A 24,280-nucleotide genomic window follows, 5' to 3' on the forward strand; every position below is an offset into this window, starting at 1 on the left:
CGGCAGGGGCGCACGGCGCGCCCCTGCCGGGGTCCGGTCAGTTGTGGCCTGTCGAGAGGGTGATGGCCGACCAGGAGACGGGCGGGAGAACGGCGGTGAGCCTGCCGTCCTCCAAGCGCACGTCCTTGGCCGGTCGCGGGACGACCCGGTCGGGGGCGTCCATGGTGTTGGCGGCGTAGGGGTCGTCGCCGCCGAGGGTCTGGGCCTCGGTGACGGCGGTGGGGTCCAAGCCGCGCAGATCGGCGTCGAGGGTGAGGGGCTGGTCGGTGGAGCGGTTGACCACGAACAGCGAGGCGGTGCCCCGCTCCTCGTCGTGGGTGACGACCGCGTCCAGAAGCGGGGCCTCGCCGTAGCCCTTGGTCTCGTGGACCGGGGCCTCGACGCCGGTGTGGAGCACCTGCCCGCGGGCTGCAGCGGCGGTCAGGGCGAAGGGGTGGAAGATGGTCTGGCGCCAGGCGGGGCCGCCGGGTTCGGTCATGATCGGGGCGATGACGTTGGCCAGCTGCGCCTGGCTGGCGGCGGTGACGCGGTCGCTGTGCCGCAGGAGGCTGATGAGCATGTTGCCCACCACCACCGCGTCGGCGACGCTGTACTGGTCCTCGATGACGCGCGGGGCGACCTGCCAGTCGTCGGTGGGCTGCTGCTCGGCGAGTTCGCGGTGGCGGTCCAGGTACCAGACGTTCCACTCGTCGAAGGAGAGCTGGATGCGCTTGGGATTGCGCAGCCGGGCCCCGACAGCGTCGGCCGTGGCGACCACCGAGTCGATGAAGTGGTCCATGTCGGTAGTGCAGGCGAGGAAGGAGGCCAGGTCACCGTCCCGCTCCTCGTAGTAGGCGTGCAGGGAGATGTAGTCGACGGCGTCGTAGGTCTCCTCCAGGACGGTGTCCTCCCACGCCCCGAACGTGGGCATCGTCGAACCCGAGCTGCCGCAGACGACCAGTTCGAGGTCGCGGTCGGCCATCCGCATGGCCCGGGCGACCTGTCCGGCCTTGCGCCCGTAGGAGCGGGCGTCGAGGTGGCCCATCTGCCAAGGGCCGTCCATCTCGTTGCCGAGGCACCACATGCGGATGTCGTGGGGTCGGGCGTGGCCGTTGGCGACCCTTTGGTCGGACAGGTGGGTGCCGCTGGGATGGTTGGCGTACTCCAGCAGGTCCAGGGCCTCTTGGAGGCCTCGGGTGCCGAGGTTGACCGCCATCATGGGTTCGATGCCGAGGTCTCGGCACCAGGTCATGAACTCGTCGAGCCCGAACTGGTTGGTCTCGATGCTGTGCCAGGCCAGGTCGCGGCGGACCGGGCGCCGGTCCTTGGGGCCGATGCCGTCCTCCCAGCGGTGCCCGGAGACGAAGTTGCCGCCCGGGTAGCGCACGGTGGTGACACCCAGTTCCCGTACCAGGTCGGCGACGTCGCGGCGGAAGCCGTTGTCGTCGGCGGTGGGGTGTCCCGGTTCGTAGATGCCGGTGTAGACGCAGCGGCCCATGTGTTCGACGAAGGAGCCGAAGGTGCGGCGGTGCACGGGGCCGACGGTCTGAGCAGGGTCGGCGGTCAGGGAGGCGTGGAGCATACGCGGTTCTCCTTTGGTTTCCATCGGTTCTGTGCGCTGCCGGTCGGTGCTGCGCTTCCGGTGGTGTCGGTGGTCGGTGGTGCTGCGGGGTCTGCGGAGCGGGTCCGGCTCAGTCGACCTGGGGCCAGCCGTCGGCGGTCCACGTCAGGGTGCGCAGGGCCAGGCGGAAGTCGAAGTCGGGGCCGAGGTCGCTGTCGTAGTAGTGGTAGGCGAGCACGTCGCCGTCGACGGCCTGGCCCCCGGAACCGCTGATGGTGCCCTCCTCCCCGACGAGGAGCGTGCCGCCGCCCTCGAGGAGGGGCACCCCGTCGGCGTCGGTGTAGGGACCGGTGACGTCGGTGGCCCGACCGACGGTGACCTTGTAGTCGGCGCCGACCTCGCAGCAGGTGTCCCAGGACGTGAACAGGTAGTAGTAGCCGTCGCGGTGGACGATGTTGGGGGCTTCCACCGCGTTGGGCGGCTCCTGCCGGTCGGCCAGGTGGAGCATCTCGGCCCCGTCGGCGACCGTCCCGTCGGGCCAGTCGAGTTCGACGAGGTGGATCCCGCTCCAGTAGGAGCCGAAGGTCATCCAGTGGCGGCCGTCGGAGTCCTCGATGATGCTGGGGTCGATGGCGTTGAAGTTGTCGTCGCTGTTCGACTCCACCACCTGGCCTCGGTCGACCCACTCGTAGTCGGAGTCTTCGGGGTCGAGGGTGGTGTTGGTGGCCAGGCCGATGACGGAGCGGTTGTCACCGAACGTGGAAGCCGCGTAGTACATGTAGTAGGTACCGCCGGACTCGAAGAGTTCGGGGGCCCAGAGCGTCTCGACTCCGGGCACGGCCTCGCGGACCCAGTCGGGGATGGTGTCCCAGACGGTGCCGGTGTAGGTCCAGTGCTCGCCGTCCGGTGAGTGGCGGATCTGGATGGTGCCGTCGTTGATCTCGGCGTTACCGGTGCCGAGGACGTACCAGTCGTCCCCTTCCGTGTACAGGACGGGGTCGTGGACGCGCAGTCCGCCGGCGAAGGGGTGGATGTCGTCGGGCTGGTGTCCGGCCACGGGCATGCCGGGGTTGTTCGGCGGACGGTCCCAGTCCTCGGCTCCGGCGGCGGGGACCGCCAGGGTGAGCAGGAGGGCGGCGGCGCTGAGCACGGTCGAGGTGTGAAGCATGGAGAATCTCACGGGTTCTGTCCTCTCAACCCTTGATCCCGGCTCCGGCGACACCGGTGACGATGTGCCGCTGGAACAACAGGAAGACGATCAGCAACGGGATGGCTCCCAGGACCGCCGAGGCCATGACCTGGGCGTACTGGATGCCGTAGTCACCCGCGACGGTGCCCAGACCCACCGGGAGGGTCATCGTGTCGGGATCGGTCGTGACCAAGAACGGCCAGAGGAAGTTGTTCCAAGCGCCGATGAACGTGAAGATGCCGACCGCCGCCAGGATGGGGCGGGACAACGGCAGCATGACGTTCCACAGGATCCGGACGGGACCGGCTCCGTCGATCTTCGCGGCGTCCTCGTACTCGCGCGGGATGGCGTCGAAGAACCGTTTGAGGATGAACACGAACACGGGAGCGACGACCTGGGGCAGGGCGATACCCCAGTAGGTATCCACCATGCCGAGCTGGGTCATGAGGACGAACTGGGGCACGATCAGGGTCTGTGGCGGGATGAGGATCCCACCGATGATCAGTGCGAACAGCCACCCGCGGCCGCGGAAGTCGAAGCGGGAGAACCCGTAGGCCGCCAGCACGCACACGATGAGGGTCATGACGGTGACCATCGAGGTGGTGACGAACGAGTTCACCGTCCAGCGGATGATGTCGCCGCGACCGAGCACCTCCGCGTAGGCCTCGAAGGTGGGGTTGGCGGTGAACCAAGCCGGGGGCATGACTGTGGTCTCGCCCTCGGGCTTGATCGAGGTCGCGAACGACCACAGAAGCGGGACGAGCCAGAGCAGTGCAGCAAGGACGGCGACCGTGTACAGGGCGATCCGGCCCGTGTTGGGCCTGGGTCGGGGACGAACGACTCCGGGACGCTCGACGACGGTGGTCGGTGCGGGATGATCCGTGGTGGTAGCCATGTCACCCCTCCTTCCGGGAGAAGAGGCGGAACTGCGCCACGGAGGCGAGGATGATCAGGACCATGAACACGTAGGCCATGGACGAGGCCAGTCCGATGCGGAGTCCGACGAACCCGGAGTCGTAGATGTACTGAATCACTGTGCGAGTGGCGAAGTTCGGACCTCCACCGGTCATCAGGTAGATCTGCTCGAACACCCTCAGGGAGCCGATGAGCTGCAGGATGGTGATGAGCACCGTGGTGCGGGTGAGCATCGGCAGGGTGATGCGGCCGATGCGCTGCCAGGCGCCAGCGCCGTCGATGGAGGCGGCCTCGTACACGTCCTTGGGGATGGACTGCATGGCGGCCAGATACAACAGGTAGTTGAACCCGACCTGCCACCAAGCGGTGGCGATGACCACCGAGACCATGGCTGTGTTCTCGCTGAAGAGCCAGTCAGAGCCCTCGAACCCCAGTTGGCCGAGGACGCCGTTAAACAGGCCCAGGCTGGGGTTGTACATCCACTCCCAGATGAGGGCCATCACCGCGACGGGCAGCACGAACGGCGCGAAGAACGACAGGCGCAGGAACCATCCCAGCCGCCGGGCGTGGTCGGTGAGCAGGGCCATCCCGAGAGCCAGCAGGACCATGAGGGGCACGCTCAGCACAGTGAACACGAGTGTGTTCCACAGCGACTCGTAAAGTGCCGGGTCGGTGAGGGTCTCATTCCAGTTCTCGAGACCGACGAAGGAGACGGGCCCTCCGGCAAGACTGCGGTCCGTGAAGCTGTAACCGAGCCCCACGAGCGCGGGCCATAGCAGGAAGAGCAGGTAGAAGGCGAGGAAGGGCAGGACGAACCAGAGCCCGGTCCAGGTGTTGGGTCGTCGGCGGACGTCGACCAGGCGGCGCCCGGACGATCCGGGCTCCTGGCCGCGCTGGGTGCGGGAGCGCTCGGTCATGGTCGTCTCCTACACCGGTGCCGGGACGTTGAGCATGGTCTGGAAGGTCCGCTTGAGCTGATCCAGCGCCTGTTCGGGCGTCTGCGTGCCCTGGTGTAGCGCGGTGAGGGGACCGGTGGCGTCGTCCTGCAGGCGCCCGGCCGAACCGCTGAACCAGGCCTCGGGCTCGAACTGGACGTTCTCGGCTGCCTCGCGGTACTCGGACTGTGGGTGCAGCTGGTCGTACTCAGCACTCTCCGCGACCGGGAGGTAGGCCGGAATATGGCCCGCGCCCTCTGACCAGGAGAGGCTGTTGCGCAGCATCCACGCCGCGTACTCGAGGGCCGCTCGGGTCCGGTCCGGGTCGCGTTCGCGCTGGTGCGGGAACACGTAGCAGTGTGAGTCGCCTCGAGTCCGGTGGTTACCGAAGATGTTGGGGAACTGGGTGACGGAGTAGGACACGTCCGTGGAGTCCAAGGTCGACATCTCCCAGTTACCGTGGATCATCAGTCCTGACTGGCCGTTGGCGAGGTTGGCCGAGGTGTCCGCGCCCTCGGAGACACGCGGGGACAACCCTTCCTCGGAGAGCCGGTAGAGGACGTCCATGGCGGCGAGTGCCTTGTCGTCGTCCATCTCGAAGTCGTCCTCGCCGAAGACGAGTTCACCGTCCTGTTGGCGATACAGCGCCCAGAAGTTGGGCCAGGGTCCCCAGGTGTCCAACGACAGGCCGAAACCGCCGGTAGCGGCTTTGATCTCGCGCAGCGCCTCAACGTAGGTGTCCAGCCCGTCGAGCGCGATGAGCCGGTCGTCGCTGTCGAGGAGCCCGACCTCACGGCACACGTCCAGGTTGTAGAACTGCACGAGCAGGTGGGTGTCCAGCGGGATGGCGTAGAGCTGGCCCTCGAAGAAACACTCCTCCCAGATGTTGGGCAGGAACATGGTCTCGTCGATCCCTGCCTCGGCCAGGACCGCCGGATCGATGGGGTCGAGAAGCCTACCGGGCGCGAGGCTCTCCAACCGGGAGACGTGCACGGTGGCGATATCCGCACCGCGTCCTCCGGCAGCGCCCATCGCGACCTTGGTGTAGAAGGGCGCGCCCCACTCGAAGGTGGTGGCCCGGAAGTCCACGTCGGGGTGCTCGGCTTCGTAGCCTTCGTGCATCTGCAGCATCCGAGTGCCATCTCCACCGGCGAAGAGGTTCCACTGGCGCAGGCGGAGGGCGCCGCCGACCAGCGGGTCGCTGGGACCGCAGCCTGTCGCCGCGGCTCCCGCGGCGGCCAGGGCTCCGGTGAGTAGCGCTCTGCGCCCGACCCCGCGTGGGGATGGAAGCGGATGCGGAACCCCGTGGGAGGGGGGTCGGTTCGAATTGCGCATGGTGTTCTCCTTGCGCTGGGGGGATGGAGGCCCTGTGGGCCTCCCGCGGAAAACGGTGCGCCGGATGGCGCCTCTCGGTGGCCGGGCCCGGAGGCCCGCCGGTGGCCGGGCCCCGAGGGGCCCGGTACTGCTAGACCCGGACGTACTCGATCCCGGCGAGGTCGCAGAAGACCCGCCAGTCCTGGGCCCGCCGGCCCGTGTTCATGACCATGTGGTGGGTACCGCCCGCACGCAGCCAGGCGTCCATGCAGGCACGTACGCCGGTCTCCGGGCAGAACTGGCCGTAAGGCATGTCCAGGTCCGGTAGTTCGGGGGCGTCGATGACCTCGCCCTCGGCCACGACCAGGCGGAACCGCTCACCTCCCAGGGAGACGAGGGAGGCCAGGGTGGCCGGGCCGGTGCGGTACCGGAAGACGATGGTGGGCGGGTCGTCGAGCCCCCCGATGCCCAGGGGCCGCTTGACCATGCGCACGGGTTCGTCCTCGCGGGCGACCTTCCAGTTGCCCTCACCCATGTGGCTCATCAGGATCGAGTCGGTGGGGAAGTCCATGGCGTACATCTCGGTGAAGTGGCCGTCCCCGGCGAGCTGGTGCCCGGCGTGGACCATCGCGGCGGCCAACACGTCGCCCTCGCCCGCGAACCCGTAGCCCTGGGCCATGAGGTTGGAGGCCGCGGCCATGGGGAGGCGGGCGAAGCGGCCGTCCTCGCCGATGGCGTCGAAGTGGGTGGAATACGCGTCGCAGCCGTGGGCGACGAGCAGCTTCTCGATGCCCAGCTGCAGCCGGGCGTGGTCCTCGCGTTCGGCGCCGGTGAGGTGCTCGTCGACCTTGAAGGTCTTGTCCTCCCAGGCCAGGAGATCGGCGACCGCCTCCCCCGGCAGCTCGGCCATGGTGCGGTGCAGGGCGCCCGGGGCGATGACCTCCACCTCGGGGCCGAGCTTGCGCAGCAGCGCGCTCTCGTCCACCCGGGCGTCGCCCATGCCGTTCATCGGGTAGCCGAAGACGCCCACCCGCAGCCGCCGCCAGGCGGTGACGGCACGGGCCGCGCGTGCCCACAGGCCCACGCGCTCGGTGAATTCGGGGCTCTGCCACTCGGCGGTGATCACCTCGAAGGGCACCCCGGACCGGACCAAGGCGTTGGCGGTGTCCTGGGCTCCGTGGATGCCCTGGTTGTAGGTCATGTCCGCCATGTCCCAGGCGGGGGTGACGGCCGGGTCGGGCTGGATGTTGGCCAGCGCGACCGGTAGGCGGGCACCGCCCAGCGCCCGGGTGATCCGCAGTGAGGGACCGTAGGTGAGCATGACCACGAGGACTCCGTCGAGGTCGGCGTCCTCGAAGTCACGCATGGCGCGTTCGGCGTCGGCCCGGCCGCGGACCGGCGGGGCGATCGTCCACTCAGCGGTCTCCGAGAGCGCCTCGGCCACCCGTGCTGCGTAGGCGGCCTGGTGCTCGGTGATTCCGGGGATCATGTCGTCGTAGAGCGGCTGCATGATGCCCAGGAGGCCGATTCGAGGGGTTGCGGGCACGCTGTGGCTCCTTACTTCTGCCCGTAGGCGTTCTGGTAGCGGTGGTAGAGCGCGTCGACGTGTTCCTGCGGGAGGCGTTCGACGGGTCCGCCCTGGCGGGCCAGGTGCACGGTGCGGGCAACGTCCTCGCACATGACGGCGGCCTTGAGGGCGGCTTTGGCGGTGGTTCCGATGGTGAAGACCCCGTGGCCGCGCATGAGCACGGCGGGTGAACGGTGTCCTTCGAGGGTGGCGACGATCCCCCGGCCGATGGCGTCGTCGCCGATGAGCGCGAAGGGGCCCACCGGGATGTCGCCGCCGAACTCGTCGGCCATGGCGGTGATCGCGCACGGGACTGGTTCGCCGCGGGCCGCCCAGGCGGTGGCGTAGGGGCTGTGCGTGTGCGCGACCCCGCCGACGTCGGGGCGGTCGCGGTACACGTGCGCGTGGGCGTCGGTGTCGCTGGAGGGCAGGTGCGCGCCCTCGATCCGCTCGCCGTACAGGTCGCACACGACCATGGAGTCAGGGGTCAGGTCGTCGTAGGCGACGCCGCTGGGTTTGATCACCATGAGGTCGGCGCCGGGGACACGGGCGGAGAGGTTTCCGCTGGTCCAGGCCACCAGGTTGGCGCGGGGCAGTTCGGCGTGGAGTGCGCACAGCTCGTGCCGGAGGCGTTCGACGGCCTCCCGGTACGTGTCCGGTACGTGGGTGGGCGCGGTCACCGCGGGACCTCCTCGGTCGTGTTGTTCGGGCCGTCTTGGCTGTTCTGGGAGGTGTCGCTGTTCAGGGCGGCGTTGCGCAGTTCCCGCAGCCGGTGCAGGCTGCGGCTGCCGCCTCGCCCGAAGTGGTCGTGCAGTTCGGTGTAGAGGTCGAACAGGTCGTCGTAGGCCTCCGCGCGCACCGGGTCGGGGTCCACGGTGTGCTCGCGCACCCCGCCCATCGCGGCGGAGGCCGCGTGGATGTCGGGGTGGGCGCGGGCGGCGACGGCGGCGTGGATGGCCGCGCCCACGGCGCAGGCCTGTTCGGAGACGACCAGGCGCAGCGGTCGGTTGAGGACGTCGGCGTAGACCCCCAGGACGTAGGGGTAGCGCACCATCCCGCCCGCGACGGTGAACGTGTCGACGGGTACTCCCGCCTTCTCGAAGGCCTCGACGATGGTGCGGGCGCCGAAGGCGGTGGCCTCGACCAGGGCCCGGTAGACCTCTTCGGGGCGGGTGGCGAGGGTGAGTCCGACGACCACCCCGGACAGGTCGTGGTCGACCAGGACCGAGCGGTTGCCGCTGTGCCAGTCCAGGGCGACGAGACCGTGCGCCCCGACCGGGGCGTCGGCGGCCATTTCGGCAAGGAGGTCGTGGACGGAGAGGCCGCGTTCGGCGGCCCTCTCGTGGTAGGCGGGGGGCACGTAGGAGTCGGCGAGCCAGGCGAAGATGTCGCCGACCCCGCTCTGGCCGGCCTCGTAGCCCCACATGCCGGGGACGATCCCGTCGCGCGCCAGCCCGCACATCCCGGGCACGTCGGCCAGGGCTTCGGAGTTCATGACGTGGCAGGTGCTGGTGCCCATGATGGCGAGCATCTGGCCGGTCCCGGTGGTCTGGGCGGTGGCGGCGGTGACGTGGGCGTCCACGTTGCCGATCGCGACGGGCACGCCCTCGGGGATGCCGGTCCACGCGGCCGCTTCGGCGGTGAGTCCGCCCGCGCGTTCGCCGAGTTGGGACAGGGGGTGGGCGAGCTTGTCCCGGACGAAGCCCGCGAAGCGCTCGTCGAGGGCTCGGAGGAAGTCCTCGGAGGGCCACTCGCCGTCCTGGTGGATGCCCTTGTAGCCGGCGGTGCAGACGTTGCGGGTCTCCCGTCCGCACAGTTGCCAGACGATCCAGTCGGCCGCCTCGATCCAGCGTTCGGTGCGCTCGTAGACCTCGGGGTCCTCGCGCAGGACCTGGAGGGCCTTGGCGAACTGCCATTCGGAGGAGATGCGGCCGCCGTACCGGGACAGCCAGGGTTCCGCGCGTTCGGCGGCCAGGGCGTTGATGTCGTCGGCCTCGGGCTGGGCAGCGTGGTGGCGCCAGAGTTTGGGCCAGGCGTGCTGGCGGCCGGTCAGTTCGGGGAGCTCGCACAGGGGCGTGCCGTCGGCGAGGACCGGCAGAACGGTGCAGGCCGTGAAGTCGGTACCGATCCCGATGACCCGTTCCGGTGCGACCCCGGCGTCGCGCAGGGCGGCGGGGACGGCGGTGCGCAGGACCTCCCGGTAGTCCTCGGGTGCTTGGAGGGCAGTCTCCGGTGGCAGGGGTGCGGTTGATCCGGGCAGGTGTTCGGCGATGACCCCGTGCCGGTAGGGGTGTATCGCGGTGCCGAGCTCGGTGCCGTCATCGACCCGGACGACGACGGCCCGGCCGGAGAGGGTCCCGAAGTCCACCCCGACCACGACTGGCTCGTTGTCCACCTTGGTGTTAGCGCTCACATTAGCGGCCATCGAGAACGTCTCCTCTGCTGTCGGACGGGGGTGGGGAGGTTGGAGAGGGTTGGGGTGATGAGGGTGTCGGAAAGTGGGGGGGTACGGGTGTCGGCGGGTCAGCCGGGAACGGGTCCGCTGCTCAGCCGGACACACAGCTCAGTAGGGACCACTCGCACGGGCACGGGAGCGTCGGCCGCGGGCGGGCCGTCGCCCGCGGGACGCAGCTCGTCGAGCAGGACCCCCAGGCTGACCTTGCCCACCTGGGCGAAGTCCTGCCGAACGGTGGTGAGAGGTGGTGCGAGGAACTCCGACTCGGGAATGGCGTCGAACCCCGCGACACTGACATCGCCCGGAACGTCCAGCCCGGCTTCGGACAGGGCGCGCATGACGCCTATGGCCATCTGGTCGTTGGCGACGAAGACCGCGGTGACCTCCTCGCCCGCCGCGCGGCGCTCGACCAGGCGGCGCCCCTGCTCGTAGCCGGACCGCGGACTCCAGTCACCGTGGAGCGGCTCCGGGACCCTGGCGCCTGCCGCGGCCAGCGCCGAACGCCATCCGGCCATCCGGGCCTCGGCCTCCAGCCAGTCGGACTTGCCTGCGATGTGGTGGACGGTGCGGTGCCCGAGCCCCAGGAGGTGGTCGATCACCTCGTTCACGCCCTGGTGCTGGTCGACACAGACCACCGGCAGCCCCGAGCCCTCACCGCCCTCGACGGCGACGAGGGGCTTCGGACCGGGCAAGTCAGCCAGCGCCTGGACGAGGGCGCGCTGGGGTGCGATGGCTATGCAGCCCTCAACCGACTGCTGGATCAGATAGTCGGCGGCCTCGGAGACCCCGGCCGAGCTGACGTCGTCGAGGGTCACGATGCTGAGGAAGTACCCGGCTTCGCGCGCGGCCCGCTCGATGCCCGCCAGGGTCTGGGCGGGCCCGAACAGCGTGGTGTCGAAGGCGATCACGCCCAGCACGTTGGTCCTGCGCGTGACCAGGGCCCGTGCCGTCGAGTTGCGGTGGTACCCGAGCTCGTCGATGGCTTGGCGGACCCGGGTCACAGTCTCCGACCGCACGTTGGGGTGACCGTTGAGCACCCGCGACACGGTCTGGTGCGAGACACCCGCGACCCGGGCGACATCCGCCATCACCGGGCTGCGACCACCGTTCACGGGCAAGGAAACCTCCGGGAAATATGACGTTCATGTGACGTGGCCAACATTGTTAGCGTTAACAAGCCGAACGTCAAGGGGTCCAGGGGTCAATCGATCAAAGTTTCCCTGAAGGCCCACTGCCGAAGGGTGCTCGATCGCGCGGACTTGCCCTGAGCCCGAGCGAGCGGATCGAGAGGACAGGCAGAGGGGACAGGCTGATCGGACAGGCCGAACGGACACGCAGAGCGGACAGACTGAGCGGACACGCAGAGCGGACGAGTTGCCCTAGCACCCTGAACCCTGCGGGCCAGGTGCTGACGCACCACCTGATTCATATCCGCGCCTAGAGAAGGAGCTGGTATCTGTGTTTGGAGAAGGGGCTGGTATCTGTGTTTGGATGCACCTGGAGAAGGATTCTGGGCGAACAGGACACGAATTGGAGGACGCCAGCCACCCCGAGACTGCCAGGGCGGATGGGTGCGGGAATTTCCCCTTTCCCGCCGCCCGATTGTGGCCGTCTCCGCTACGCGCGTCAAGGTCGTCGCCATCGAGCGCTTCGCGCATCAAAGGCGCTCCACCTTGACACGCTTCGCTACGACGGCGGGTTGGCGGCTATCGGAAAAGGGGGACGGGTGGTTGAGGCCTGTGGCGAATTCGGGCTTCGCCCGAAAAACTGAACTCCTCGGCCTGGCGGCCGATGCCTGCCCCTGCGCCAGAGCGTTGACGCCTGGCGGTGTCGCGGCCGGTCATTCGCCCCTGCGAACCCCGAACAGCACGGCCTGCGGCCGGGTGAGCCACTCCGCCGGAGCGTTGACGGGTCTGGTGTCGCGGCCGGTCAATACGGGAGGCGAAAACCCCGATGATCTTGCTCCTGTCTCCACCCTCGGCCGTCGAGAGTGGAGACAGAGGCAAGATCATCACCATTCGGGCGCGCATATGTCCGCTTTGCCCGGGAATGCGTAAGGGGGTGTGCGCTCCTTCCCTGGAAGGCTTTTCTTTGGGTAGTGGAAAGGCGGGTAGCGGTGGCCGGGTAAGGGTTTTATCACCCCCAGGATAGGTCCTTTCTGCGCCCTTCTTGATATCCTTAGTGGTATGACTTCTTCTTTCGGGCAGTGCGGGAACACGGCGGGCAATACTCCCGCCGTGGCCGCCATGCGCGCTGCCCGGGAAAAGATCACCTCGGAAATGGGAGAGGTGCCTCCGACCGGTGCGGCCGGTCAGGTCCTGGATGTGATCTCGCAGGTGTGCGAGGACATGGAACAGGCCCAGCTGGCGATGCTGCTGCGCCTGGCCCAGCTGGAAGCGGCCGGCACCCTGTTGGAGGCGGGTGGGCAGAGGTCGGTGCAGAACTGGCTGATCCACTCGGTGGGGATGGTCCCCGTTGAGGCCAACGGGCGCGCCGAGCTGGCCCGCCGCCTGTTCGCCCTGGAGCTGCCCACCACCCGCGAAGGCCTGGACTCTGGGTTGTTGTCGATCGGGGAGGCGGTGGCGGTGTGCCGGGCCGCTGAGAGGGCGGTCAAGGCGCGCAACACCGGCCGCCACCCCGACGCCGGGGAGTTTCGGCGGATGATGGAGGCCGGGATCGTGGCCGCTAAGGCCAAGGAGCCGACGATGTCGACCTCCCACATCGCCCGGCTGGGCAGGGAGCTCCTGGCCCAGTACAACCCCGCCGTGGTGGAAGAGCAGTACCAGGCCGCCTTCGACGCCCGTGGTGCACGCCTGGTGCGCACCTTTGATGCGACCTTCCAGTTCGAGCTCTGGGGTCCCAGTGAGCACGCCGAGGAGATCCAGCGTGAGCTCAAGGCCCACGAGGTGGACTATGACCCCGAGAGGCTGCACGTATCGGCCTCCGAGCGGATGTATGACGCGTTCATGAACCTGGTCCGCTCCGCCTCCCACCCCACCAACCCCACCGAGAACGCCGGGGACGCCGAGAGCGCTGAGGGTGCCGAAGGTGCCCAGGGCTCCGACGGTCAGGACAGCAAGGGCAAGGGCGGTCGGGGTCGCAAGCGTGCTGCGGTGGCGATGATCAACATCATGGTGCCCCTGCCCACCTTCCTCGGCCTCCAAGGTGAGGGTGCGGGTCCGGCGAAGACCCAGGACGGGCAGGTGGTCTCCATGGCCGCGATCCGCGCCCTGGCCCCCAACAGCGTGCTGCGCCGGATGATCACCGCCCCGAAGGGGGAGACGGTGTTGGACGTGGGCCGCACCCAGCGCAACGCCACGGGCGCCCTTCGGGACGCGGGGATGTTCGGTCACACCACCTGCGCCTGGTACCAGGGCTGCAACACCCCGGCCAGCGACTCAGAGGCCGACCACAAGAGGAGCTTCTCCGCTGGCGGATCCACGAGCACACACAACATCCAGCCACTGTGCTCGGACCACAACCGGCTCAAGTACCGCAGGGAGACCAACCCCGACCAGTCCGTCTGGCAGGGCCGCCCCTCCCACCGCAACCGGAACAAGGAGAAGGGGAAGGACCCGGACGGGGACCCTGACCCAGCCCAACCCCCTGCCTAGAAGCAACCTCACCCCCGATAGTGCTTCCAACCGGAGGGTTCACCGCACACCGAGACCCATCCCGGGGGGTTCGCGCTGCCCACAATGACCAGCCGCGACACCCGGCCCGTCATCGCTCCGGCGCAGGGCCCCACCGGCCGCAGGCCGCGCTGTTCGGGGTTCGGCTTTCGCAGCAGAGAATGACCGGCCGCGACACCCCCAGGCGTCAACCCTCCGGCGGCGTGGCAGGCATCGGCCGCCAGGCCGACCCGGCATGGACCTCAACCACCCAGCCCCTCTTTCCCGTAGCCGCCAACCCGCCGTCGTAGCGGAGCGGGTCAAGGTGGAGCGCCAATGACGCGCGAAGCGCTCGATGGCGTCGACCTTGAGGCGCGTAGCGGAGACGGCCACAATCGGGCGGCGGGAAAGGAGGGAACCCCAGCCCGGAAGGGAACCTCACCCCAGCGCAGACACCCCCACCCAGAAAGGGAACCCACCCCAACGCAGACACCCCAACCACAGAGCAGGCATCCCACCACAACAGGGGAACCCCCAACCAAAGCACGATCGGTCAGGGCAGGTGGAAGACCTCGGTCAGCGGCACCATTCCCTCATCGGGGCGGCCGGGCAGGCTCTCGAAGAGCGGGGCCATTTCCGCCTGCCAGCGCGCGTTGACCTCGGTCTCGGCCATAGCGGCACGGGCGGCCTCGAAGTCCTCCGTCTCCAGGTAGCCCACGACCATGCCCCGGTCGTCGCAGAACAGCGAGTAGTTGTTCCAGCCGGTGGCGGACAGGGCCGCCCTCATCTCCGGCCAGACCTCGGCATGGCGCTCCTTGTATTCCTTGAGACGGTCTTGGCGCACCTTGAGCACGAAACACACGCGTTGCACGGGGTGCCTTTCTGATGGATGTGCCGGAGGCGGAGAGGGGCCCGCCTCCGGCACGGGTGGGAACTTACAGGTGAGACTCAGCGGGTGAGACTCAGCGGGTGGGACCTAGCTGGTCGGAACTGGTCGCAAACCGCAGGGGTCAGAAGTCGAAGTCGTCGACGTTGTCGGCGTCGAAGACCTGTGGCGGACCCAGGACGATCTCACCGTCGGTCTCGAACGTGAACTCGCCGAGCTCCCCCGCCGTGAAGGTCTCCCCCTCGGCCCCGGTGATCTGCCCGGCCTGGAGTGCGGCACCGGTGTACCCGGCGAGGTAGCCGAGCTCGTGCGGGTCCCACAACGCGAACTCGTCGACCGTGCCGTCGTGCACGAACTCGCGCATCTGGCCGGGTTCGCCCAGGCCGGTGACGGCCAGCTCGCCCTGGTACTCCGAGTCGCTGATGTAGCGGGCCGCCGCGGCCAGGCCCACGGTGGTCGGCGACACGACACCGTCCAGATCCGGGTGGGCCTGCACCAGGCCCTGCATCTCCTGGAAGGACTCCAGGTCGTCGTCGTTTCCGTAGACGGTGTCGACCAACTCCAGGTCGGAGTACTCGTCCTCCTCGAGGATCTGCTCCATCTCCTCGATCCACGCGTTCTGGTTGGTGGCGTTCGGGGTGGCGGACAGGATGGCGAAGGTGCCCTCACCTCCGAGGTCCGCACTGACCATGTCGACCAGGGTCTGGCCGATGAGCTCGTTGGAGGACTGGTTGACGAACACGTCCGTGCAGTTGGCGTCGGAGTCGTAGCTGACGACGGCGGCACCGTTGTCCCTGGCCTCGTCGAGCGCGGGGCACACCGCGTCCGGGTCGTTGGCCGCGATCACGATGACGTCGCTGCCGTCCTGACTGGCGGCATTGATGTACTCCACCTGGGAGTCGGCCGTGGGCTCGGTACCGCCCCGCTCGGTGGCCTCTCCGGCGATCTCCTCGACGGCTTCGACACCGCCCGCGTTGACCAACTCGAAGAAGGGGTTGTTGAGCTGCTTGGGCAGGAAGTCGACCTGCAGGCCCTCGGGGATCTCGGCGTCCGGGTCGGCGGTACCGGTGGGCCCGGAGCCCTCGTCGTCTTGGGCGTCGTCGATGGTGGTACCGCCGCAGGCGGTGGTAAGCAGGACCGCGGACGCGGCCGCCGCGAACAGCAGGGGCGTTCGGCGCAGGGGGTCGGTCATGGCTTCTCTCCGGTGGTGGCGGCGGCCGGACTCGTCCGGCCGGTTCGGGTGGGTTCGGGATTTCCGGTATCCGGTTTTCGACGGGCGCGGAACCGGGCCGCCAGGTTGGGTGCGAAGACGGAGGCGATGAGGATCAGGCCCGTGACCACCTGCAGGACCTCACTGGAGATCCCCAGGAGCTGGAGCGCGTTGCGGATGGAGCCGAGCAGGAGCACCCCGGCCATCACCCCCACGACGCTCCCCACGCCCCCGAAGATGGACACTCCGCCCAACAGGACCGCGGCCACGACCTGCAGTTCGAGGCCGAAGGCGGTGTCGGCCCTGGAGGTCCCGTACTGCAGCGTCCAGAACACCCCGGCCCCGGCGGAGACGAGGCCGCTGGTGACGAACAGCCAGAATTTGGTCCACTTGACCGAGACACCGGCGAAGCGGGCCGCCTCGGGGTTGTTGCCGATGTCGTACAGGGAGCGGCCCAGCGCGGAGGCGTGCAGCAGGACCGCGAACAGCAGGGCCAGGACGGCGATGAGCACCGCGATCCACGGCAGCCCTGAGATGCCCAGGAAGGTGGACCGGGCACCGCTGACCCAGTCCTGCGGGTAGCTGGCCACGGCCCGGTCACCGAGCAGGACGTAGGCCAACCCCCGGTAGAGGGCCATGGTGCCGATGGTCACGGCCAGGGACGGCAGACCACACAGGGTGACCAGGACCCCGTTGAGTGCCCCTAAGAGCAGCCCGACACCGAGGCAGACCCACAGAGCGGTCTCGATGGGTACCCCTGCCTCCCACAGCACGCCCATGGTGGCGCTGCTCAGGGCCAGGGTGCTGGCCACCGACAGGTCGATCTCCCCGGTGATGACGATGAGGGTCATGGGCAGGGCCATCAGGGCGATGGCGGCCACGCTCAGCAGCAGGAAACCGATATTGCGTTCGGTGGTGAAGCTGTCGACGAACAGGCTGGCGCAGAGCAGGCTGACCAGCAGCGCTCCGAGTACCGGTGACTCGCGCAGTGACAGCACCGAGTACAGGCGGGCGCCGAGCCCCGGCCTGGCGGGTGCGACGGTGTGTTCAGGCGCCACGGGCACCCCCTCCTCGAAGCTTGCGGGCGGTGCGCAGGGCCAGCAGGCGGTCCAGGCCGATGGCGGCCAGGATCAGGGCGCCCACCACGGCCTGGTGCCAGAACTGGTTGATCTGCCAGATGGGCAGGGCGGCGGTGATGGTGGTCATCAGTACCGCGCCGATGGCGGCTCCGTAGACGGTGCCGATCCCGCCCGCGATGGCCACCCCTCCGACCACGGCGGCCGCGACCACCTGGAGTTCCATGCCGAACCCGACGGTGGAGTCGACCGTGCCGTAGCGGGCGGCGAACAGCACCCCTGCCAGCCCGGCCAGGGAGCCGTTGACGACGAAGGCGACCAGGACGCGCCGCCCGGCGGGGATGCCGGACAGGCGGGCGGCTTCGGCGTTGGATCCGATCGCGTACAGTTCGCGGCCCGAGCGGTAGTGGGACAGGTACAGGCCGATCGCGACCACGGTGACGATGGCCACCGCTGCCGGGAGCGGAACCCCCAGGACGCTGATCCGGCCCAGCGCGAGGAAGGAGCCGGGCATGTCGTGGGCGTTGATCTGGCCGCCGTCGGCCCACCAGTGGTTGAGCCCCCGGTAGGCGTAGAGCGTTCCGAGGGTGACCACCAGCGAAGGCACCTGGACACTCGTGACCAGGACCCCGTTGAGCAGACCGCACACCGCTCCGATGGCGATGCCGCAGACCACGGCCACCGGGACGGGCAGCCCAGGGAAGGCGACGAAGAGGACCCCGGTGCCGAATGCGGCAAGGCCCATCACCGAGCCCACTGAGAGGTCGACGTTCTTGGTGATGAGCACCAGCGCCTGACCGACCGCGAGGACGGACAGCACCGTCGCCCCGAGGAAGAGGTCGCGCACGCCCTGCGCGGACAGGAAGCCGGGGTTGTACAGGCAGGTGGCGACGATGAGGACCACGACCGCGAGCAGGACGCCGAGTTCGCGTACCTGTCGCGTGCGGCGGGCGGGCCGCCCGCTCGGGGGACCCTTGTGGGGCGTGTTCTCCGGGTCGGACGGGTTCACGGGCTCTTCCGACTGGGGGGTAGGGGGGAAGGCGCGCATCAGGCCACCTCGGTCGGGTGCTGTCCGGTGGCCGCGTACATCACCGACTCCTCGTCGGCCTCGTCCCGGTCGAGTTCGGCCGTGACCCGGCCCTCGTGCATGACCAGGACCCGGTCGGCCATACCGTGGACCTCCGGGAGTTCGCTGGAGACCATGACGATGGCCAGGCCCTCCCCCGCCAGGCGGGAGAGCAGCCGGTGCACCTCGGCCTTGGTGCCGACGTCGATGCCGCGGGTGGGTTCGTCGATGAAGAGCACCTTGGGTTCCGTGGCGAGCCACTTGGCCAGGACGACCTTCTGCTGGTTGCCGCCGGAGAGCGTGGAGACCGGGTCGGCGAGGTCGCCGTACCTGAGGTGCAGGCGTGCTCCCCAGTCACCGGCGGCATCGCGTTCGGCACCCGGGCGCAGCAGCCCGAGGCGGCTCAGCGGCACGCGCCGGGTGGCGGTGGCGTTGCGTTCGATGGAGGCCTCCATGACCAGCCCTTGGAGGCGCCGGTCCTCGGGGACGAGCGCGGCCCCCGCCGCCATGGCGGCCTTCGGGCGGCCGTTGGGCAGGGTCCGGCCCAGTACACGGACGGTTCCGGAGTCGGGGAGGTCCACGCCGAAGGCGGCCCGGATGACCTCGCTGCGGCCGGCGCCCACGAGCCCGGCCAGGGCCACGATCTCACCGGCGCGCACGTGGAAGGACACGTCGGTGAAGACGCCCTCGCGGGTCAGGCCCTCGACCTCCAGGACGGTGTCGCCGACCGGGGCGTCCTCCTTCGGGTACAGGGTCGTGACGTCGCGGCCGACCATCCGGCGGACCACGGTGTCCACGTCCAACTCGGCCGTGGGGTCGCAGGAGACGAACGCGCCGTCGCGTACGACGGTGACCCGGTCGGAGAGCGCGAAGACCTCGTCGAAGCGGTGGGAGATGAACAGCAGCGCGGCGCCGTCGTCGCGCAGGGAGCGGGCGACCCCGAAGAGGCGTTCGGCCTCCACCCCGGAGAGGGCCGCGGTGGGTTCGTCCATGACCAGGACCCGGGCCCGGCGGGTGAGGGCCTTGGCGATCTCGACCAGCTGTTGGTCGGCGATGGACAGGCCCCGCGCCGGGCGGTCGGGGTCGATCTCCACGCCTAGGCGGGTGAAGGCCTCTTGGGTCCGGCGGCGCATCAGGCCCCGGTCGATGGTGCGCAGCCGGGTCCGCGGCTGGCGGCCGACGAAGATGTTTTCGGCCACCGACAGGTCCGGGAAGAGCGTGGGCTCCTGGTAGATGACCGCCACGCCCGCGCGCTGGGCGTCGACGGGCGCGCCGAACACGGCCGGATCCCCGTCGACCAGGACTTCCCCGGTGTCCGGCCGGTGGACCCCGGCGATGGTCTTGACCAGGGTGGACTTACCCGCCCCGTTCTCCCCGACCAGGGCGTGGATCTCACCGGCGCGCAGTTCGAGGGAGAGCCCGCGCAGGGCGCGTACGCTTCCGAAGGCTTTGCTGACATCGGCCAGGGCGAGGGGTGGAGGAACCGGCGACGGCTTTTCGGGCACGTGCGCCCTCCTTGGTGCTGAGTCCGTGTTTCTTGGCAGACAGCCTCAAAACGTTTTAATATGGTGGGGATGTTAGGCGTGCCACATCCGCACGTCAAGAGGCCGGAAGAGAATTCGCGGACACCGGTCCGCACTTCGAGTCCGGGCACGCCAGCCGCCCCAGGACGGCCACGCGACGCACCGAACCGCCGCACCGAGCGTTGTTGACACGTTTCAATCCGGGTGTGAGCATGAGGCACCGTCCGCCGGAACGCGGATCCGCCCCAGCGCACAGCGCCGCTGACACCCGTACCGGATCGCCCCACACTGAGCACCCGACCCACACTGAGCACCGGAGACCTCGTTGCCGACAGCCGAAACCTCCCCAGCGCGACGCCCCGCGGGGATCACCGAGGTCGCCAAGCACGCTGGGGTCTCTCCCGGGACCGTGTCGAACGTGCTCAACCGTCCGGAGCGGGTCGCCGAGGCGACCAGGGCCAAGGTCGAAGCCGCCATCGCCGAGCTCGACTACGTGCGCAACTCCTCCGGGAGCAACCTGCGCTCCGGCCGCAGCCAGGCCGTGGGGCTCCTGGTCCTGGACGTGACCAACCCCTTCTTCACCGAGGTGGCCCGCGGCGTGGAGGACGAGGCCGCCGAACTGGGCCTGGCGGTCATCCTGCTCAACTCCGCGGAGACGGCGGAGCGGCAGCACCGCAACCTCCGGCTGCTGGCCGAGCAGCGGGCCGCGGGCGCGGTGGTGATGCCGGTCGACGACGACCTGTCCGACCTGCTGTGGCTCAGCAAGCAGGGGGTCGCTTGGGTCGCTCTGGACCGCGGCGACGTCTCGGAGGAGGTGGGGTGCAGTGTCAGCGTGGACAACCACGCGGGAGGCTTGGCCGCCGGACGCCACCTCATCGGTCTCGGCCACGAACGGGTCACCTTCGTGACCGGGCCCTTCGCCATCGAGCAGGTCCGCCGACGCCACGAAGGCCTGCGCGAAGCCTTCGTCGAGGCCGACCTGGACCCCGACGCGTCGATCAGCGTCGTCGACCTGCCCCAGCTCAATCCCGACCAAGGCGAGCGCGCGGTGGACGCGGCCCTCGCGGGCGGCCCCCGCCAGCGGCCGAAGGCGGTCTTCTGCGCCAACGACCAGCTCGCCCTGGGGTTCATGAAGGGGCTGGGCCAGCGCGGGTTCCGCGTCCCCGACGACATCTCGGTGGTCGGCTACGACAACGTGGACGTCGCCGACCTGGTCCACCCCGGCCTGACGACCGTCGCCCAGCCCAAGTACGAACTGGGCCGGTCGGCGATGCGCCTGCTCCGTTCGCAGCTGGACGACCCGGACCACGCGCACGAGCGGCTGCTGTTCACCCCCGAGCTCGTCCTGCGCGGCTCCACCGCCGTCCACCGCCCCTGAGGCGGCACCCCAGGGGCGGATTGAAACGTTTCACTTAGCCCGTCAGCCGACGCTGGGCCCGGTACCAGTGCTCTTCGGTCCCGGCGGGCTCGTAGCGCCGGAGCTCGGTGGACTCGGCTACGACCCCGCGCAGGCGGGCCAGGTCACCGTCCACGGCTCCGACCGCCCTGGCCTGGACCAGCAGGTTGCCGACGGCGGCGCCCTCGGCCGGACCCGCGACCACGGGGAGACCCACCGCGTCCGCGGTGAGCTGGCACAGCAGGGTGTTGTGCACGCCCCCGCCCACCACGTGGACCACCTCCACGGAGGTCCCGCTCAACTCCGCCGCCTCGTGGACCGCGCGCCGGTAGGCGAGTGCGAGGGAGTCCAGGACGCACCGCACGACCTCCGCCTCAGTGCCGGGTTCGGGCTGGCCGGTCTCAGCCGCGAAGGCCCGGATCCGGGCGGGCATGTCGCCTGGGGGCAGGAAACGCGGGTCGTCCACGTCCACCACGGTCGTGCGCGCCGGGAGCGCAGAGGCCTGTTCCAACAGGGAGGCCAGCTCGACGTCCCGTCCGCGCTCCCGCCACACGCGCAGGGACTCCTGGAGGAGCCACAGGCCCGTGACGTTGCGCAGGTAGCGGACGGTGCCGTCCACCCCGAGCTCGTTGGTGAAGTTGGCGGCACGTCCCGCCTCGGTGAGCACCGGGCCCTCCAGCTCGACCCCGACCAGCGACCAGGTCCCCGAGGACACGTAGGCGAAGTTCGGGGTGCGGGCGGGGACCGCCACCACCGCGGACGCGGTGTCGTGCGAGCCCACCGCCACCAGCGGCGCCCCGGCCGCGGCGCCGACGTCCCCGCGCAGCCGCCCCACCACGTGCCCGGGTTCGACGAGTTCGGGCAGCAGGCCCCGCGCGGGGACCCCGAAGCCCTCTGACAGCAGGTCCAAGCAGCGGTCGGCCCACTGCCGGAGGCGCACGTCTACCAGGCCGGTGGTGGAGGCGTTGGTCAGCTCGGCGACCCGCTCACCCGTCAGCCAGTGCCCGAGCAGGTCGGGGATGAGCAGCAGGTCCCGAGCCGCGGCCAGCTGGGCGCTTCCGGAGGCGGCGGCGAGCTGGAAGAGGGTGTTGAAGGGTTGGACCTGGAGGCCGTTCGCCGCGTAGAGGTCGGCCGCTGGGCAGTGGGCGAAGACCTGTTCGGGGACCCCGTCGGTGCGACGGTCCCGGTAGTGCACCGGGTTGCCCACCAGGGCACCGTCGGCGTCGAGCAAGCCGTGGTCCACCGCCCAGGAGTCGATGCCGATCGAGGCCAGGCCTTGGCTCTCGGCGGCCCGCCGCAGTCCGGAGGCGACCCCGGCGAAGAGCGCCAGAACGTCCCAGTGCAGGACCTCGCGCTCCCCCGCCGGCACGGTGACCGGTGTGTTGGGGAACCGGGCCACCTCCTCGGTCCGCAGCCGGGTTCCGTCGAAGGACCCGGCGATCACCCTTCCGCTGGAGGCACCCAGGTCGACCGCCGCGTGCACGGGCACCGACCCCGCCTCTCTCCGGGCGCTCATCGCAGGAAGGCCGCGGCCACGCCGCTGTCGACGGGAACGTGGAGCCCGGTGGTGTGCGACAGCTCCCCGGCGGTGAGCGCGAACACCGCGTTGGCCACGTGCTCGGGCAACACCTCCTTGCCGAGGATGGTCCGCTTGGCGTAGAAGGCGCCCAACTCCTCCTCTTCCACCCCGTAGACCTTGGCGCGCTGGGCGCCCCAGCCGCCCGCGAAGATCCCCGAGCCGCGCACCACCCCGTCGGGGTTGACGCCGTTGACCCGGATGCCCTCGCCGCCCAGTTCGGCGGCGAGCAACCGCACCTGGTGGGCCTGGTCGGCCTTGACCGCCGAGTAGGCGATGTTGTTGGGCCCGGCGAACACGGCGTTCTTCGAGGCGACGTAGACGATGTCGCCGCCCAGCCCCTGGGCGGCCATCAGCCGGGCGGCCTCCCGGGAGACCAGGAAGGACCCCTTCGCCATGACGTCGTGCTGCAGGTCCCAGTCGTGCTCGGTGGTCTCCAGCAGCGGCTTGGAGATGGACAGCCCGGCGTTGTTGACCACCAGGTCGATGCCGCCGAAGGCCAGTGCCGCCTCAGCGAAGGCCCGCTCCACGGCGGCGGCGTCGCTGACGTCGCAGGCCAGACCGATCGCCGTGTCGGCGGTGCCCAGCTCCGCCGCGACCTTGGCGGCCTGTTCGCCGTCCAGGTCGGCCACCACCACGCAGGCTCCCTCGGCGGCCAGGCGGGCGGCGATCGCCCGGCCGATCCCGCTGGCGGCGCCGGTCACCAGGGCGACCCGCGTGGCGAGCGGCTTCGGTGCGGGCAGCCGCTTCAGCTTGGCTTCCTCCAGGGCCCAGTACTCGATGCGGAACTTCTCCGACTCCTCGATGGGCCGGTAGGTGGAGACCGTCTCGGCGCCGCGCATCACGTTGATCGCGTTGACGTAGAACTCCCCCGCCACGCGCGCGGTCTTGGCGTCCTTGCCGAAGGAGAACATGCCCACGCCCGGGACCAGGACGATCGCCGGGTCGGCACCGCGCATGGCGGGGCTGTCGGGGCTGGCGTGACGCTCGTAGTAGTCGCGGTACTCGGCGCGGTACTCCCGGTGCAGCTCGCCCAGCCGGGTGACCGCCTCGTCCACGGATGCGGTGGCGGGCAGGTCGAGCACCAGGGGGCGGACCTTGGTGCGCAGGAAGTGGTCCGGGCAGGAGGTGCCCAGGGCGGCCAGGCGGGGATGCTCGGCGCCGGAGAGGAAGTCGAGGACGGGTTCGGTGTCGGTGAAGTGGCCGACCTGGGGGTGGTCGGTGGAGGCGAGGCCGCGGATCACCGGGGCCAAGGCCGCGGCGCGCGCACGGCGCTCAGCCTCGGGCAGGGCCCCGTAGCCTTCCAGGGCGGGGCCGAAGGGGCGCGCGTTGCCCTGCCCGTTCCGGCCGCGCTCAGCGATGAAGGCCTCCGCGGTGCGGATGATCTCCAGCGAGTTGGCCTGGCACTGTTCGCTGGTGTCTGCCCAGGCGGTGATGCCGTGGCCGCCCAGGACCGCGCCGATGGCGTTCGGGTTCTCCTCGGCGATGGCGGCGATGTCCAGGCCGAGCTGGAAACCGGGGCGGCGCCAAGGCACCCACACCACGCGGTCGCCGAAGCACTCCCGGGTGAGGCGCTCGCCGTCGGCCGCCGTGGCCAGGGCGATCCCGGAGTCGGGGTGCAGGTGGTCCACGTGGGCGGAGCGGACCAGGCCGTGCATGGCGGTGTCGATGGAGGGTGCGGCGCCGCCCTTGCCGAAGAGGCAGTGGTCGAAGGCGGCGACCATCTCGTCCTCGCGCTCCTCGCCCGGGTAGACGTCGACCAAGGCGCGCAGCCGGTCCAGCCGCAGGACCGAGAGTCCTTCTTCGGTGAGGGTGCCCAGGTCCCCGCCGGAGCCCTTGACCCACAGCAGGTCGACGTCCTGTCCGGTGACGGGGTCGGTTGCGGCGCCGGCGGCGGAGGTGTTGCCCCCGGCGAAGTTGGTGTTGCGCGGATCGGTGCCAAGGGTGTTGCTGCGCTCGATGAGCTCGGTGACGACGGGGTCGGGCACGGTGTCTCCCTGTGCGGTCCTGGAGTGCGGAGG

Annotated in this window: 18 protein-coding genes; 2 read left to right on the forward strand and 16 right to left on the reverse strand. The window is 69.9% G+C overall.

Annotated elements, in window-relative coordinates:
• Positions 1-37: 37 nt before the first annotated feature.
• The 9 genes from arfA to ACYVDG_RS10160 all read right to left on the reverse strand — a co-directional run bounded on the left by arfA (position 38) and on the right by ACYVDG_RS10160 (position 11,003).
• Positions 38-1,561 carry an arabinosylfuranosidase ArfA gene (gene arfA / locus ACYVDG_RS10120; RefSeq protein WP_460748733.1) on the reverse strand — a complete coding sequence of 508 codons (1,524 nt, stop codon included), beginning with the start codon at positions 1,559-1,561 and terminating at the stop codon, positions 38-40.
• 109 nt (positions 1,562-1,670) lie between these two features.
• On the reverse strand, positions 1,671-2,708 hold the full coding sequence (locus ACYVDG_RS10125) for an arabinan endo-1,5-alpha-L-arabinosidase (protein WP_460748919.1): 1,038 nt from the start codon (positions 2,706-2,708) through the stop codon (positions 1,671-1,673).
• A 25-nt stretch (positions 2,709-2,733) separates the two neighbouring features.
• Positions 2,734-3,624, reverse strand: a complete 891-nt coding sequence (locus ACYVDG_RS10130; protein ID WP_460748735.1) for a carbohydrate ABC transporter permease — start codon at positions 3,622-3,624, stop codon at positions 2,734-2,736.
• Between the two features lies 1 nt (position 3,625).
• Positions 3,626-4,561 (reverse strand): carbohydrate ABC transporter permease, encoded by a 936-nt coding sequence (locus ACYVDG_RS10135; RefSeq protein WP_460748737.1) that lies wholly within the window; start codon positions 4,559-4,561, stop codon positions 3,626-3,628.
• A 9-nt stretch (positions 4,562-4,570) separates the two neighbouring features.
• A complete protein-coding gene (locus ACYVDG_RS10140; RefSeq protein WP_460748739.1) occupies positions 4,571-5,914 on the reverse strand; it encodes an extracellular solute-binding protein in 1,344 nt (447 codons plus the stop codon).
• 130 nt (positions 5,915-6,044) lie between these two features.
• On the reverse strand, positions 6,045-7,403 hold the full coding sequence (locus ACYVDG_RS10145; RefSeq protein WP_460748922.1) for an L-fucose/L-arabinose isomerase family protein: 1,359 nt from the start codon (positions 7,401-7,403) through the stop codon (positions 6,045-6,047).
• 47 nt (positions 7,404-7,450) lie between these two features.
• Positions 7,451-8,140 carry an L-ribulose-5-phosphate 4-epimerase gene (locus ACYVDG_RS10150; RefSeq protein ID WP_460748741.1) on the reverse strand — a complete coding sequence of 230 codons (690 nt, stop codon included), beginning with the start codon at positions 8,138-8,140 and terminating at the stop codon, positions 7,451-7,453.
• The gene (gene araB / locus ACYVDG_RS10155) at positions 8,137-9,885 is read right to left on the reverse strand and encodes a ribulokinase (protein WP_460748743.1); all 1,749 of its coding nucleotides are present in this window, start codon (positions 9,883-9,885) and stop codon (positions 8,137-8,139) included. Before araB ends, ACYVDG_RS10150 begins: the two co-directional genes overlap by 4 nt.
• A gap of 98 nt (positions 9,886-9,983) precedes the next feature.
• Complete coding sequence (locus tag ACYVDG_RS10160) at positions 9,984-11,003, reverse strand: LacI family DNA-binding transcriptional regulator (protein WP_460748924.1); 1,020 nt, start codon at positions 11,001-11,003, stop codon at positions 9,984-9,986.
• Between the two features lie 1,098 nt (positions 11,004-12,101).
• On the opposite strand from ACYVDG_RS10160, the gene ACYVDG_RS10165 reads away from it, so the two are divergent.
• Entirely contained in the window at positions 12,102-13,529 is a 1,428-nt protein-coding gene (locus tag ACYVDG_RS10165) for an HNH endonuclease signature motif containing protein (RefSeq protein ID WP_460748746.1), read from the forward strand.
• A 550-nt stretch (positions 13,530-14,079) separates the two neighbouring features.
• Here the strand turns inward: ACYVDG_RS10165 and ACYVDG_RS10170 are convergent.
• From ACYVDG_RS10170 to ACYVDG_RS10190, 5 genes are all read right to left on the reverse strand, one after another.
• Positions 14,080-14,397 (reverse strand): L-rhamnose mutarotase, encoded by a 318-nt coding sequence (locus ACYVDG_RS10170; RefSeq protein WP_460748749.1) that lies wholly within the window; start codon positions 14,395-14,397, stop codon positions 14,080-14,082.
• A gap of 139 nt (positions 14,398-14,536) precedes the next feature.
• Positions 14,537-15,604 carry a rhamnose ABC transporter substrate-binding protein gene (gene rhaS / locus ACYVDG_RS10175; RefSeq protein WP_460748751.1) on the reverse strand — a complete coding sequence of 356 codons (1,068 nt, stop codon included), beginning with the start codon at positions 15,602-15,604 and terminating at the stop codon, positions 14,537-14,539.
• Positions 15,601-16,686 (reverse strand): ABC transporter permease, encoded by a 1,086-nt coding sequence (locus ACYVDG_RS10180; protein WP_460748754.1) that lies wholly within the window; start codon positions 16,684-16,686, stop codon positions 15,601-15,603. Before ACYVDG_RS10180 ends, rhaS begins: the two co-directional genes overlap by 4 nt.
• The gene (locus ACYVDG_RS10185) at positions 16,670-17,746 is read right to left on the reverse strand and encodes an ABC transporter permease (protein WP_460748756.1); all 1,077 of its coding nucleotides are present in this window, start codon (positions 17,744-17,746) and stop codon (positions 16,670-16,672) included. Before ACYVDG_RS10185 ends, ACYVDG_RS10180 begins: the two co-directional genes overlap by 17 nt.
• Positions 17,746-19,269 carry a sugar ABC transporter ATP-binding protein gene (locus ACYVDG_RS10190; RefSeq protein WP_460748758.1) on the reverse strand — a complete coding sequence of 508 codons (1,524 nt, stop codon included), beginning with the start codon at positions 19,267-19,269 and terminating at the stop codon, positions 17,746-17,748. Before ACYVDG_RS10190 ends, ACYVDG_RS10185 begins: the two co-directional genes overlap by 1 nt.
• 343 nt (positions 19,270-19,612) lie before the next feature.
• On the opposite strand from ACYVDG_RS10190, the gene ACYVDG_RS10195 reads away from it, so the two are divergent.
• Positions 19,613-20,665 (forward strand): LacI family DNA-binding transcriptional regulator, encoded by a 1,053-nt coding sequence (locus tag ACYVDG_RS10195; RefSeq protein WP_460748760.1) that lies wholly within the window; start codon positions 19,613-19,615, stop codon positions 20,663-20,665.
• 34 nt (positions 20,666-20,699) lie between these two features.
• Here ACYVDG_RS10195 and ACYVDG_RS10200 read toward each other — a convergent pair whose 3' ends face one another.
• A complete protein-coding gene (locus tag ACYVDG_RS10200; protein WP_460748762.1) occupies positions 20,700-22,199 on the reverse strand; it encodes a rhamnulokinase in 1,500 nt (499 codons plus the stop codon).
• Positions 22,196-24,247, reverse strand: coding sequence for a bifunctional aldolase/short-chain dehydrogenase (locus ACYVDG_RS10205; RefSeq protein WP_460748765.1), 2,052 nt, complete (start codon positions 24,245-24,247; stop codon positions 22,196-22,198). The genes ACYVDG_RS10200 and ACYVDG_RS10205 overlap by 4 nt, the downstream gene beginning before the upstream one ends.
• Positions 24,248-24,280 lie beyond the last annotated feature (33 nt).

The sequence above is a fragment of the Nocardiopsis oceani genome, assembly GCF_054777395.1.